The following is a 13,906-nucleotide window of genomic DNA, read 5'->3' as shown; positions in this document are numbered from 1 at the left end:
GTGGAGCCGGTCTTCCGCTCGCTCGAGATCACGGCGATGCTGGCGGTGCGGGCCACCGGAACGACGATCACCTTTCGCGGGGTGGAGAACCTGCCTGCCGCCGGGGGCGCCGTCATCGCCATCAACCACACCAGCTATGTCGACTGGCTGCCCGCCGCATTGGCGGCCATGCGCCGGGGCCGCCGGATGCGGTTCATGATCAAGGCCGAGATGAACGAGGTGAAGATCGTCGCCTTTCTGATCAAGCACACCAAGACCATTCCGGTGGATCGCAGGGCCGGCGCGAAAGCCTATGCCCATGCCGTGCAGGCACTTCGGGCCGGCGAGATCGTCGGGGTGTATCCCGAGGCCACCATCAGCCGCAGCTTCGAGCTGAAGGAATTCAAGAGCGGTGCGGCCCGAATGGCGCGTGAGGCGCAGGTACCGATCGTGCCGCTGATCGTGTGGGGCGCGCAGCGAATCTGGACCAAAGATCAACCACGAGCGTTGGGCCGCAACAAGATTCCCGTCACCGTTGCGGTGGGTGCACCGATCGCCCCCGACAAGGGTGTCGACGAACTCAATGGCCGGATGAGGGAGGCGATGACCGGGCTGCTGCACGACGCTCAACAGGGGTACCCGGCGCCGCCCGGGGCGCCGTGGCTGCCCCGGCGGCTCGGTGGAAGCGCGCCCACGCCGGTCGAAGCCGCCCGGCGCGAAGAGGCCGAGCTCGCCGAGCGGGCCCGCAAGCGGGGAGGGTCCGCATGACACCAGAACTGGTCGCGACCGACGTCGACGGCACACTGCTCGACGAGGACGAGATCGTCAGCCCGCGCACCCGCGAGGCCGTGCGCGCCGTCGTCGACTCGGGTGCACAGTTCGTGCTCGCCACGGGCAGGCCGCCGCGCTGGATCACCCCCATCGTCGACCAACTCGGGTTCGCGCCGATGGCGGTGTGCGCCAACGGCGCTGTGATCTACGACCCGTCCGCGGATCGCATCGTCAGCGCACGCACGCTGTCCGCCGATGACTTGGCCGAGCTCGCCGAGATCGCCGCGCGGGTGATCCCCGGCGCCGGTCTCGCGGTGGAGCGGGTGGGCCGATCCGCGCACGACGCGGCGACTCCGCAGTTCGTCAGCTCGCCGGGTTACGAACATGCGTGGCTCAATCCGGACAACACCGAGGTCTCGCTGGACGATCTGCTCAGTGCGCCCGCGGTGAAGTTGCTGATCCGCAAGGCGGGTGCGCGCAGCGCCGACATGGCGGCGGTGCTGCTCGAGCACGTCGGCCGCGCCGGCGACATCACCTACTCGACCAACAACGGGCTGATCGAGATCGTCCCCACCGGCATCAGCAAGGCGACCGGCATCGCGGAATTGAGTGCACCGCTCGGCATCGACGCCGCGCACATCGTCACCTTCGGCGACATGCCCAACGACGTCCCGATGCTCGCGTGGGCGGGGCTGGGGGTCGCGATGGGCAACGCTCATCCCGACGCGGTGGCAGCGGCCGACGAGGTGACGGCCACCAACGCCGAGGACGGGGTCGCGCGCGTCCTGGAGCGGTTCTGGGGCTGAGTGATTGGGCCTGATTCAGGCCGGGTTGATCGGGGGAGTGAAGCGCTCGAGTTGGACCGGCGCGTCACCCCGGCGGGTCAGCTCGACCGGGATGCCGTCGAGCACGCGGGTGACGGTGCCCTTCTCCCTGTCGAAGTTGAGGGTGCCGTGCTGGAAGTTCTGCACGATCCACAGCGGTTCGGCGATCTCTGCGCTGGTCGGCAGGCCCAGCGCTCCGCGCTCGAATCCCAGTGTGCCCCAGGCGTTGTATAGCTCGCCCGTGATGGGCTCGGCACCCGTGGCCGGTGACCAATAGACCGCGCCGTGCTCGAAGGTGGCATAGCGGGTCGGGCCTTCGCCGAACGCTTCGGGTGAGGTCGGCTTCCCGAGGTAGCTGCGTACCCCGCCGAGCTTCTCCCACGTGGTGAAGATCGCGCCGCCGCGCAGCTGCTCGATGAGCATGTCGGCACCGGGTGGCTCGTTGAATGCTGCTGCCATGTTGCGGATCTGGTCCATCACCGCGTAGGCGGCGTTACCCGGGCATTCGGTGTTGCCGACGTCGCGGTGGGTGAAGATCGTCGGCAGCGTCGGTGACGAGCCGAACGGGAACTTGGTGAACGCCCCGCCCTCGGACGGCAGCACCACGGTACCCTTCGGGTCGACTCCGGCCTGCCCCAGCACCCAGCCGAGAAGCCTTGCTGTGGTGCGCAATTGGATCGGAGTCGGGGGCACGTCGGTGAAGTTGCCGAGCATCGCCACGCCCCACGTGTTGTGGTTGAACCCGCCGGTGTGGCTGCCTTCGACCGGTCGCAAGATGCCGCCGGCGCGGCCCTCGAACACCTGCCCGTACTTGTCGACGAGCGCGTTGTATGCGATGTCGCACCAGCCCAGGGTGCGGGTGTGGTACTCGTAGATCGAGCGGACGATCCCTGCCGAATCTTGGGGCGTGTAGTCGTTACTGCCCGCGGAGTGGTGCACGACGCCGGCTTGGATCTTGTTGTCGTAGCGCGGTTCTCCGCAGCGCATCGACTCGTCGGCGCCCCATGCGGCCCGGTTGATGATGCTCGGCGGCTGCCCTGGCGGGGTCGCGGCGTTGGGCAGCGGGAGCAGATCGACCGGCGTCTGTGGAGGGCTGATCAGCACGGCGTTGATGTTCTCGCCGAACGGTTGCTCGACGGTGGCCGGGATGTAGCCGAGTCCCGGTCGCGCGCCCTGCGGAGGTTCTGCGCGTCCGGTGACGGGGGCGTTCGGGGGACGAGTGACCTCGATCTGCACCGTCGTGGTTTTTCCGACGAAGACGGGTTCGGTGCCGCGGGGGGCCTCGTGGCTGGTCGGGCCGACGCCTTCGAGTGTCTCGGCGTCGTACCACGGCCCCCAGCTGCCGTCGGCCTTCTTCGGCCGCACGCGGGCTGTGGTGCCCGTCAGGTCACCTGACGTGAGCGCGACCATCGAGAACGGGGTGTCCTGGTGGATCTCCCGGACCGTGCGGCCTCCGCCGAGCTCGGCCAGGGGCTGGGAGGCCATCTGCGGAGCGGCGATTGCGGGGGTGGGCGACGGGGCGGCGGTGACGATCGCGCGCACGAGCAGCGCGGTGAGCAACACCGTCCCCGCCAGCGCGGCGATCAGTGTCGACCTCGGGCGACGACACAGCACGGGCTGATGTTACGTATGTGTCAGCTGTTACTGGTGTTCCGACACGCAGGACACGCCGACGGCACCGCAGAGCGCAAGGCTTCTGCGGTGCCATCGTCGTGGGTGGCTCGGGTCGTGGGTGGCTCGGGTCGTGGGTGGCTCGGGTCGTGAGTGGCTCGAGGGTCAGGCGCCGGAGTCGAGCGCCGCTTCGGCAGCGCCGAGCCCGGCCTGGGCCGGGGCGGCCGCGGCACCGGCCGCGTCGACCGCTGCCGCGGGTGCGGCGGCCGCCGCTGCGGCAGGAGGCTTGACGGCCGACATGATCGCCGGCATCAGGACGCCCTTGAGCAGGTCGATGGCCTCGCCCGCACCCAGCGAGTTGGCCGCGCTGCTCAGGTCACCGAGCAGACCGCCACTGCTGGAGGCCACCGGCTGGGTGGCTGCCAGCGACGGGTCGCCCAGGATCGGGTAGCCCGCGCCCAGCGCCGGGTCGAGGCCGATGGGAGCCGAGATCGGCACCTCGCCCGCGGCAGGCAACCCGGCGGTGGAGATCGGGGCTGCGCCGAGTACGGGATCGGTGAGCGCCGGGGGAGTGCTCAGCCCCGGCGTGGTGAGCCCTGCGGGTGTGGTCAGGCTGGGTGTGGTCAGCGACGGGGTCGTGAGGCCGGGTGCGCTCAGTGCTGGATCGGTGAGCGACGGCGTCGTCAAACCAGGCGTCGTCAAACCAGGCGTCGTCAAACCAGGAGTCGTCAGGCCGGGGGCGCTCAGCGCCGGGTCGGTCAGCGACGGGGTCGCGCCGATCGGGCTGGTCAGCGCGGGGTTGGCCAGACCGGGGTCGGTGAGCGACGGCGTACCGAGGCCCGTACCGAGGCCTGTTGTGCCCAGGCCGGTGCCCAGCCCGGGGGACAGGGTGGTGGGTGACGCGGCTCCGGTGCCGGTCAGCAGGCCGGTGGGCAGCGGGGGCAGGTTGATTCCGAACTGCGAAAGTCCCTGCGTGAGCGCGGAAATCAGCTCGCCGGGCAGATCGGTGATGGTGGCGGCCTGGCGGAACTCGCGGTGCTGCGGTTGCTGCGGGGACGGCGAGGTCAGCTGGGTGGTGGCGACAACTGCAACGGGACCTGCGACGGCCAGAGCGGCGACTGTGCTCAGGGCTGTCGAGAGCCGGCGGCGACGTCGGTTCGGCACGGAAGTCTCCTCAATACATGGACTACAGGCGGTAGATCGCGGATTTGTGCTACGCGATTGATGGTACTGATGTGACTGGTGAGACTAGAGTGACGATATGGAATCGTGAGCTAATTGCGACCTCCGCCGTTGCGCCACCGCGGGGCGCGCACCCACCGTCAGATACCCTTGCTGCCGATGTTCTCCTCTGATTCCCGCCTGCCCGAAGGTGCCTTCGACCTCTATGTCGTCGGCTCCGGGTTCTTCGGTCTGACGATCGCCGAGCGGGTGGCCACCCAGCTCGACAAGCGCGTCCTGGTCCTGGAACGGCGTTCGCACCTGGGCGGCAACGCGTACTCCGAACCAGAGCCGCAGACCGGTATCGAGGTGCACCGCTACGGCGCCCACCTCTTCCACACCTCCAATCAGCGGGTGTGGGACTACGTGCGGCAGTTCACCGACTTCACCGGCTACCAGCATCGGGTGTTCGCCCTGCACAACGGGCAGGCCTATCAGTTCCCGATGGGCCTGGGGCTGGTCAGCCAGTTCTTCGGGCGCTACTTCACCCCGGACGAGGCGCGCGCGCTGATCGCCGAGCAGGCAGGCGAGATCGAGACCGCCGACGCGCAGAACCTCGAAGAGAAGGCCATCTCGCTGATCGGGCGCCCGCTGTACGAGGCGTTCGTCAAGGACTACACGGCCAAGCAGTGGCAGACCGACCCTAAGGAGCTGCCCGCCTCGACCATCAACCGGCTGCCGGTGCGCTACACCTTCGACAACCGCTACTTCAACGACACCTACGAAGGTCTGCCGGTCGAGGGCTACACCGCCTGGCTGGAGAACATGGCCGCCGACGACCGCATCGAGGTGCGCACCGACACCGATTGGTTCGACGTGCGCGACGAGTTGCGCGCCGCCAACCCCGACGCGCCGGTGGTCTACACCGGTCCGCTCGACCGCTACTTCGACTACAGCGAAGGCCGGCTGGGTTGGCGCACTCTGGACTTCGACCTCGAGGTGCTGCCGACCGGTGACTTCCAGGGCACCCCGGTGATGAACTACAACGACGCCGACGTGCCGTTCACGCGCATCCACGAGTTCCGTCACTTCCATCCAGAGCGGGCCTACCCAGAAGACAAGACGGTGATCATGCGGGAGTACTCCCGGTTCGCCGAGGCCGATGACGAGCCCTACTACCCGATCAACACCGAGTCCGACCGCGCGCTGCTCGCGTCCTACCGCACCCGGGCCAAGGCCGAGACCGCCTCGGCGAAGGTCCTTTTCGGTGGGCGGCTGGGCACCTACCAGTACCTGGACATGCACATGGCGATCGCCAGCGCGCTCAACATGTACGACAACACGCTGGCGCCGCATCTGCGTGACGGTGCGCCGCTGGCCGAGGAGACAGACACATGACAACCACCGACATCCCGTCCGGTGCGCTCGCGTCAGGCCAGTCGCAGGCGGTGAGCCCGCTGTCGCGCGTGATCCTGCCGCGGCCAGGTGAGCCGCTCGACGTCCGCAAGCTCTACATCGAGGAGTCGGACACCAACGCCCGGCGCGCGCACGCCCCCACCCGCACGACGCTCGAGATCGGCACCGAATCCGAGGTGTCGTTCGCGACGTACTTCAACGCGTTCCCGGCCAGCTACTGGCGGCGCTGGTCCGTGCTGGAGAGCGTGGTGCTGCGGGTGGAGCTCACCGGTAGCGCCCGGGTCGACGTCTACCGCAGCAAGGCCACCGGTGCCCGCATCACCGTCGGCGGCGCCCCCGTAGTCAGCTCGGGTGACGAGCCGGCCGTGGCCGAGTTCGAGATCGATCTCACGCCCTTCGAGGACGGCGGCTGGATCTGGTTCGACATCACCACCGACGCGCCGACGACGCTGCACCACGCGGGCTGGTACGCCCCGATCCCGGCGCCCGGCCGCGCCAACGTCGCCGTCGGTATCCCGACGTTCAACCGGCCGTCGGATTGTGTCAGCGCGCTGGCCGCGTTGACGTCCGACCCGCTGGTCGACGAGGTGATCAGCGCTGTCATCGTCTCCGATCAGGGCACCAAGAAGGCCAAGGACCATCCCGGCTTCGCCGAGGCCGCCGCCGCGCTGGGCAACCGGCTCTCGATCCACAACCAGCCCAACCTCGGCGGGTCGGGCGGCTACAGCCGCGTGATGTACGAGGCGTTGAAGAACACCGACTGCGAACAGATCCTGTTCATGGACGACGACATCAGAATCGAGCCGGACTCGATCCTGCGGGCCCTGGCGATGAACCGCTTCGCCAAGGTGCCCACCCTCGTCGGCGGCCAGATGCTCAACCTGCAGGAGCCCAGCCACCTGCATGTGATGGGTGAGATGGTCGACTCCGAGAACTTCATGTGGACCGGGGCGGTCAACACCGAGTACGACCACAACTTCGCGAAGTACCCGCTCAACGACGAGGACGAGTACCGCAGCCGCTTGCTGCACCGTCGCATCGACGTCGACTACAACGGCTGGTGGATGTGCATGATCCCGCGCCAGGTCGCCGAGGAGCTGGGTCAGCCGCTGCCACTGTTCATCAAGTGGGACGACGCCGACTACGGTCTGCGTGCCGGCGAGCACGGCTACCCCACGGTGACGCTGCCGGGTGCGGCGATCTGGCACATGGCGTGGAGCGACAAAGACGACGCGATCGATTGGCAGGCGTACTTCCATCTGCGCAACCGGCTGATCGTGGCGGCCCTGCACTGGGACGGCAACATCCGCGGCCTGCTGCGCAGCCACCTCAAGGCGACGCTGAAACATCTTCTCTGCCTTGAGTATTCGACCGTCGCGATCCAGAACAAGGCGATGGACGACTTCCTCGCCGGACCCGAGCGACTCTTCTCCATCCTGGAGTCCTCGCTGCCCGACGTCCGCGCGATGCGCCAGGAGTACCCCGACGCGGTCGTCCTGCCCAGCGCCACCACGCTGCCGACCCCGTCGGACAAGCGCTGGCGCAAGAAGGTGGAGATCCCGACCAACCCGCTGGCGATCTCGCTGCGGCTGGGCCGCGGTGTGGTGCACCAGCTCAAGCCCCACGATCCCGAGCACCACGAGCGTCCGCAGGTCAACGTCGCCACCCAGGACGCGCGCTGGTTCTCACTGTGCAACGTCGACGGCGTCACCGTGACCACCGCCGACGGCCGCGGCGTGGTCTACCGCCAGCGTGACCGGGAGAAGATGTTCGAGCTGCTGCGCGAGTCGCTCAAGCGGCAGGCGCTGCTCGCTCGGAAGTTCAACAAGATGCGCAAGGTGTACCGCTCCGCCCTGCCGATGTTGACCAGCACGCAGAAGTGGGAGAGCGTGCTCCTGGACTCCAGTCCAGAGACCAGCCGTGGCTGAGACGCCGCGCGGCGAGGACGCCGTGTTGGTGGCCGTGCAGTCGGCCGTGGCACAGCGCCCCGGCGTACTGCCTGCGGCGCGGGCACTGTCCCACTTCGGTGAGCACAGCCTCGGCTGGCTCGCCGTCGCCGCGCTCGGTGCGTGGCTGGTGCCTGCCCGGCGGCGGGAGTACGTGACCGCCGGTGTCGGCGCGTTCGCCGCGCACGCCGCCGCGGTCCTGATCAAGCGCGTGGTCCGCCGTGCCCGCCCGCACCACCCGGCGATCGCGGTGAACGTCGGCACCCCCAGCCGGCTCAGCTTTCCGTCGGCGCACGCCACGTCGACCGCGGCCGCAGCGGTGCTGCTGGCCCGGCCGACCGGTCTGCCGCTGCCTGCCCTGCTGGTGCCGCCGATGGCGTTGTCGCGCTTGGTCCTCGGTGTGCACTATCCGAGCGACGTCGTCGCCGGTGTCGCCGTCGGCGTAGCCGTCGCCGGTGCGGTCGCCAAGGCCGCCGAGGTGTTCGAAGGAGGGTCGCGATGAGTACATCCCAGGTTCGCGAGACGGGATCGGCGGCAGGACCGCCCAAGAACCTGCCGGCCGGCATCATCAAGGCGATCCGGCCGCGGCAGTGGGTGAAGAACCTCCTCGTGCTGGCCGCGCCGATCGCGGCGTTCGGCGGCACGGCGCGCTACGACTACGACGTGATGGCGGTCAACATCGTGATCGCGTTCGTGGCGTTCTCGCTCGCGGCCTCGTGCATCTATCTGGTCAACGATTCGCGGGACGTCGAGGCCGACCGGCAGCATCCGACCAAGAGATTCCGGCCGATCGCGGCGGGCGTGGTTCCCCAGTGGCTGGCCTACACCCTGGCGGTGGTCCTCGGTGTCGCGTCGCTCGGTCTCGCCTTCCTGGCCTCCCCCAACCTCGTCGTGGTCATCGCCGTGTACATCGCGATGCAGCTGGCCTACTGCTTCGGGCTCAAACACCAAGCCGTGCTGGACATCTGCATCGTCTCGTCGGCGTACCTGATCCGCGCGATCGCCGGCGGCGCGGCCGCGGGCATCCCGCTGTCGCAGTGGTTCCTGCTGGTGATGACGTTCGGCTCGCTGTTTATGGTGGCCGGGAAGCGGTATGCGGAACTGCAACTCGCAGAACGCACGGGCGCCAAGATCCGCAAATCACTGGAGAGCTACACCGCCTCGTATCTGAGGTTCGTGTGGACGGTCGCGGCCACGGCGATGGTGGTCTGCTACAGCCTGTGGGCCTTCGAACGCGACGGCACCAACGCCTCGTGGTACGCGATCACCATCATCCCGATCACGATCGCGATCCTGCGCTACGCCGTCGACGTCGACGGGGGACTGGCCGGTGAACCGGAGGAGATCGCACTGAAGGACCGGGTTCTGCAGCTGCTGCTGCTGGCGTGGATCGGGACCATCGGTGCCGCAATCGTCTTCAGCTGACCGCATCACCTCCGCGGCGGCGGACCGGCTGAACCGGTGGCCCGCCTTTCCGTACCACGCGTGGGGGCGGATCAGCCTCTGGGTCAGTGTGGCCGCGGTGGCCGCTCTCTTCGGGTGGGGCGCCTGGCAGCGCCGGTGGATCGCCGACGACGGCCTGATCGTGCTGCGCACCGTGCGAAACATGTTGGCAGGCAACGGCCCGGTGTTCAACGCCGGCGAGCGGGTGGAGGCCAACACCTCGACCGCCTGGTCCTATCTGGTGACGCTCGGCGGATTCGTCTCCGGGTCGGCCCGGCTCGAGTACGTCGCGCTGGTGCTGGCTCTCGTGCTCAGCGTGCTCGGTGTGGTCTTGGTGATGCTGGGCACCGCGCGCCTGTACGCCCCGGGTCTCGGCGGACGCCGCGCGATCTTCCTGCCCGCGGGCGCGCTGGTGTACATCGCGGTTCCGCCGGCACGTGACTTCGCCACCTCCGGGCTCGAAAACGGTCTGGTGCTGGCGTATCTCGGGCTGCTGTGGTGGATGATGGTCTGCTGGTCGCAGGCCCCTCGTCGCGGGGGCGCATCCCGCGGCTTCCAGATCGCTCTCGCCTTCGTCGCGGGATTCTCGGTCCTGGTGCGTCCCGAGTTGGCGCTGATCGGCGGCGTCGCCCTGGTGATGATGCTGATCGCAACCACCGGATGGGCCGCCCGGGCGATCCTCGTCGTCGCCGGCGGCCTGATTCCGGTGGTGTATCAGATCTTTCGCATGGGCTACTACGGGCTGCTGGTGCCTGGGACCGCGCTGGCCAAGGATGCCTCGGGCGCGAAGTGGGATCAGGGCCTGGTGTACCTGGCCAACTTCAATCGGCCCTATTTGCTGTGGGCGCCGGCGATTCTGCTGATCGGGTTGGGCCTGATGGTGCTGCTGCTGCGCGGCCGGCCCCGATGGGCGCAGCGCACCCCGACGGGCAACGCTCGCAGGGAATCCGGCTGGGTGGCCCGTACCGTCCAGAGCCCGCCTGCGGTCGTGGCGTTCATGCTGGTGTCCGGTCTTTTGCAGGCCGTCTACTGGATCCGGCAGGGCGGTGACTTCATGCACGGCCGGGTGCTGCTGACCCCGATGTTCTGTCTACTCGCGCCGGTCGCGGTGATCCCGCTACTTCTCCCCGACCGCACCCGGATGGCGCGCGGCGCCGGCTATCTCTATGCCGGCGCGACCGCGGTGCTGTGGCTGGCTGTGGCGGGATGGGCGCTGTGGGCGGCCAATTCGCCGGGTCTGGGCGCCGACGCCACCCGGGTGACCTACAGCGGCATCGTCGACGAGCGCCGGTTCTACTCCCAGGCCACCGGGCACGCTCACCCGCTGACCGCGGCCGACTATCTGGACTATCCGCGCATGCGGGCGGTGTTGACCGCGATCGACAACACCCCCGACGGGGCGCTCCTGCTCCCGTCGGGCAACTACGACCGCTGGGACGTCGTGCCCGCGCTGCCGCCGCCTCCGGAGGTCCGCAAGGCGGCGGTCGGCGGCTACGTCGGCCCGCACACCGTGTTCTTCACCAACCTCGGCATGCTCGGCATGAACGTCGGCCTCGACGTCCGCGTGATCGACCAGATCGGGTTGGCCAACCCGCTGGCCGCGCACACCGCGCGGCTGACCGACGGCCGGATCGGACACGACAAGAACCTGTTCCCCGACTGGGCGGTGGCCGAGGGCCCGTTCCTCAAGGAGCCGCCGTGGATTCCGCAGTATCTGGACGAGGACTGGATTCGTCAGGCAGAGGCCGCACTGAAGTGCCCGGAGACCGAGAAGGTGCTCGACGCGATCCGTGCGCCGATGGGGGTTCGGCGGTTTTTGTCCAACGTCGTGCACGCCGCGGAGTACACCCGCTACCGCATCGACCGCGTGCCGCTCTACGAGCTCGCCCGGTGCGGTCTGCCCATCCCGGAGCCGGTGAACCCGCCCTACAAGGGGCTCCCGCCGACCGGCCCGTGAGCCCCACGATTTGGCCAGGCGTCATGGAGTCTGCTTTCGTAACATAAGGACTCCCTGGCGAAGATATGCCGGATAGGCATGGGACGACGGGTCGCGAGCGCGTATCGCGGCGACAAGAGACGGCCACAAAGGTGTGGTTGACTACACGAGCACGAGGCCGGGTCGGGGACCGGCGGCTGGTTGCTGCTGTACGAAAAGATGGGACACAACAAAGCATGAAGTTCGGTTCAAGGCTGCGCGCCAATGCGCGACGGCTCACGATCGCGGCCCTGGTGGCAGCCGTGTTGCCCGCCGTGATCGGTGTCGTGGGCGGCTCCGCAACGGCGAGCGCGTTCTCACGCCCAGGTCTGCCGGTGGAGTACCTGATGGTGCCCTCGGCCGGTATGGGTCGCGACATCAAGGTGCAGTTCCAGAGCGGCGGACCCAATGCGCCCGGCCTCTACCTGCTCGACGGTCTGCGTGCGCAGGACGACTTCAACGGCTGGGACATCAACACCCAGGCGTTCGAGTGGTACCTCGACTCGGGCCTGGCCACGATCATGCCGGTCGGCGGCCAGTCCAGCTTCTACAGTGACTGGTACAAGCCGGCGTGCGGCAAGTCCGGTTGCCAGACCTACAAGTGGGAGACATTCCTCACCCAGGAGCTTCCCGCCTACCTCGCGGCCAACAAGGGCGTGAACCCCAACCGCAACGCGGCCGTCGGCCTGTCGATGGCGGGCTCGGCCGCGCTGACGCTGGCGATCTACCACCCGAACCAATTCCAGTACGCCGGTTCGCTGTCGGGCTTCCTGAACCTCTCCGAGGGGTGGTGGCCGGCACTGGTCAACATCTCGATGGGTGACGCAGGCGGCTACAAGGCCAACGACATGTGGGGCCCCACCGAGGACCCCAACAGCGCCTGGAAGCGCAACGACCCGTACGTCAACATCAACAAGTTGATCGCGAACAACACCCGCATCTGGATCTACTGCGGTAACGGCAAGCCGTCCGAGCTGGGTGGCAACAACCTGCCCGCCAAGTTCCTCGAGGGCCTGACGATCCGCACCAACCGGACGTTCCAGGAGACCTACCTGGCCAACGGTGGGACCAACGGTGTGTTCAACTTCCCGTCCTCGGGCGCCCACGACTGGGGCTACTGGGGCCAGCAGCTCCAGCAGATGAAGCCGGATGTGCAGCGCGTGCTCGGCGCGGTGCCGCAGCCGTCGGCTCCGCCGGCGCCGGTCGAGGCTCCGGCCAACGGCGGCTAGTCCGTCGCGACGTCACTGACGGCGGTGTCCCCTCGCGGGGGCACCGCCGTCAGTCGTATGCGGCACGACCCGTCGTGGTGATGTGGTTCACTACGTTGCGGTCGGTGCGATTCGAGAGGTGGGGTTGATGCGTGGGCTGATCCGGACATTCATGGCTGTCGTGCTGGCGGCCGCGGCAGGCTTCGCCGGCGGGGTGGGCACCTCCCACGCCCAGGGCGTCGAGATGCTGATGGTGCCCTCGGCGGCGATGGGCCGCGCCATCCCCGTCGCGTTCCAGGGCGGCGGTCCGCACGCGGTCGTGCTGCTCGACGCGTTCAACGGCGGGCCCGACGTCAGCAACTGGGTGACGGCAGGCAACGCGATGAACACCCTGGCGGGCAAGGGCATCTCGGTGGTCGCCCCTGCCGGCGGCGCGTGGAGCATGTACACGAACTGGGAGCAGGACGGCAGCAAGCAGTGGGAGACCTTCCTGGCCGACGAGCTGCCGAACTGGCTGGCCGCCAACAAGGGCCTCGCTCCGGGCGGGCACGGGATCGTCGGCGCGGCGATGGGCGGCACCGGTGCGGTGACGATGGCGGCGTTCCATCCCGACCGCTATCGCTTCGCGGGTTCGCTGTCGGGCTTCCTGACCCCGTCGAACACGACGATGAACGGCGCGATCACCGCCGGTTTGGCGCAGTTCGGTGGTCTGGACATCCGCAACATGTGGGGTCTGCCGCAGCTGGGTCGGTGGAAGTGGCACGACCCCGACGTGCACGTGCAGCTGCTCGTCGACAACAACACGCGGCTGTGGATCTACAGCCCGGCGACCACCACCTGCACCGACGTGCCGGCCATGATCGGCTACTGCGACCAGGCCCAAGGCAGCAACCGGACGTTCTACCAGCACTACCGCTCGGTCGGCGGCGGTAACGGGCACTTCGACTTCCCGACGTCGGGCTCCCACGACTGGGGAACCTGGAGCGGGCAGTTGGGCGCGATGAGTGGAGAGCTCGTCACGACGATCCGGTAGCCGAGCGCCGGTCCGGGGCCCCGGTACGTTGGAGACCGTGCATCACAGGTCACGGACCGCGGTGGCGGGCGCAGGTGTGGCGGGGTGCTTGCTGGTCGCCTCCTCATGGCTGGCCGGGTGCGGGGCCAGCGACGAGATGGTCGCCGGGCCGGCCTCGGAGATCGAGCCGTCACCCGCACACGGTCAAGCCGGTGCGCAGCCGCCCGGGTTGCCCGCCGGGGGAGAGAGCTCCAACGCACTGGTGGTCACGCCGCGCCAGCGCTCCTTCCTCGACGCCCTACGGTCTGCGGGCGTGGCTCCGTCCAGCGATCTCGCGGCCCTGAGCATCGGCTCCTACGTGTGCCAGGCGCGTGCTGCCAGGCAGTCCGATCAAGCGGTGTGGGATTACGTGGCGCCGCTGGTACGCAATGACGTCGGCGAACCGGCGTCGGGCGGTGTGATGAACTCCGGCGCCGCGCCGCCGTCGGCGAGCCGATTGGATGACGAGACCGCCGACTACATTCGCATCGCCACCGATCAACTCTGCTAGGAGCTCCGAA

General features: G+C 68.6%; 12 protein-coding genes. 10 read left to right on the top strand and 2 right to left on the bottom strand.

All coding sequences use genetic code 11. The annotated features are described in order from the left end of the window. Positions 1–747, top strand: coding sequence for a lysophospholipid acyltransferase family protein (locus ACZYYX_RS01690; protein WP_463812667.1), 747 nt, complete (start codon positions 1–3; stop codon positions 745–747). Next, positions 744–1,556, top strand: coding sequence for an HAD family hydrolase (locus ACZYYX_RS01685; RefSeq protein WP_463812666.1), 813 nt, complete (start codon positions 744–746; stop codon positions 1,554–1,556). The genes ACZYYX_RS01690 and ACZYYX_RS01685 overlap by 4 nt, the downstream gene beginning before the upstream one ends. Before the next feature lie 15 nt (positions 1,557–1,571). On the opposite strand, the gene ACZYYX_RS01680 is transcribed toward ACZYYX_RS01685, so the two are convergent. After that, positions 1,572–3,188: an N-acetylmuramoyl-L-alanine amidase gene (locus ACZYYX_RS01680; RefSeq protein WP_463812665.1), complete on the bottom strand. Its 1,617-nt coding sequence runs from the start codon at positions 3,186–3,188 to the stop codon at positions 1,572–1,574. Between the two features lie 162 nt (positions 3,189–3,350). Continuing rightward, positions 3,351–4,349 carry a hypothetical protein gene (locus ACZYYX_RS01675; RefSeq protein WP_463812664.1) on the bottom strand — a complete coding sequence of 333 codons (999 nt, stop codon included), beginning with the start codon at positions 4,347–4,349 and terminating at the stop codon, positions 3,351–3,353. A gap of 177 nt (positions 4,350–4,526) precedes the next feature. Between ACZYYX_RS01675 and glf the strand changes: the two genes are divergently transcribed. The 8 genes from glf to ACZYYX_RS01635 all read left to right on the top strand — a co-directional run bounded on the left by glf (position 4,527) and on the right by ACZYYX_RS01635 (position 13,896). Then, on the top strand, positions 4,527–5,744 hold the full coding sequence (gene glf, locus ACZYYX_RS01670; protein WP_463812662.1) for a UDP-galactopyranose mutase: 1,218 nt from the start codon (positions 4,527–4,529) through the stop codon (positions 5,742–5,744). Beyond that, the gene (locus tag ACZYYX_RS01665) at positions 5,741–7,690 is read left to right on the top strand and encodes a glycosyltransferase (RefSeq protein WP_463812661.1); all 1,950 of its coding nucleotides are present in this window, start codon (positions 5,741–5,743) and stop codon (positions 7,688–7,690) included. The genes glf and ACZYYX_RS01665 overlap by 4 nt, the downstream gene beginning before the upstream one ends. After that, positions 7,683–8,210, top strand: coding sequence for a phosphatase PAP2 family protein (locus ACZYYX_RS01660; RefSeq protein WP_463812660.1), 528 nt, complete (start codon positions 7,683–7,685; stop codon positions 8,208–8,210). The genes ACZYYX_RS01665 and ACZYYX_RS01660 overlap by 8 nt, the downstream gene beginning before the upstream one ends. Further along, complete coding sequence (locus ACZYYX_RS01655; RefSeq protein WP_463812659.1) at positions 8,207–9,133, top strand: decaprenyl-phosphate phosphoribosyltransferase; 927 nt, start codon at positions 8,207–8,209, stop codon at positions 9,131–9,133. The genes ACZYYX_RS01660 and ACZYYX_RS01655 overlap by 4 nt, the downstream gene beginning before the upstream one ends. Next, the gene (gene zomB, locus ACZYYX_RS01650; RefSeq protein WP_463812658.1) at positions 9,111–11,108 is read left to right on the top strand and encodes a flagellar motor control protein ZomB; all 1,998 of its coding nucleotides are present in this window, start codon (positions 9,111–9,113) and stop codon (positions 11,106–11,108) included. Before ACZYYX_RS01655 ends, zomB begins: the two co-directional genes overlap by 23 nt. A gap of 215 nt (positions 11,109–11,323) precedes the next feature. Then, on the top strand, positions 11,324–12,355 hold the full coding sequence (locus ACZYYX_RS01645) for an esterase family protein (RefSeq protein ID WP_463812657.1): 1,032 nt from the start codon (positions 11,324–11,326) through the stop codon (positions 12,353–12,355). A 127-nt stretch (positions 12,356–12,482) separates the two neighbouring features. Continuing rightward, positions 12,483–13,367, top strand: coding sequence for an esterase family protein (locus ACZYYX_RS01640; protein WP_463812656.1), 885 nt, complete (start codon positions 12,483–12,485; stop codon positions 13,365–13,367). Positions 13,368–13,404: 37 nt separating this feature from the next. Next, the gene (locus ACZYYX_RS01635) at positions 13,405–13,896 is read left to right on the top strand and encodes a DUF732 domain-containing protein (RefSeq protein ID WP_463812655.1); all 492 of its coding nucleotides are present in this window, start codon (positions 13,405–13,407) and stop codon (positions 13,894–13,896) included. The last annotated feature ends 10 nt before the right edge of the window (positions 13,897–13,906 follow it).

The sequence above is a fragment of the Mycobacterium sp. IDUB_1 genome (genome assembly GCF_055419625.1).
The sequence above is the reverse complement of the archived record's forward strand: the minus strand, read 5'-3'. Positions and strand labels throughout refer to the sequence as shown.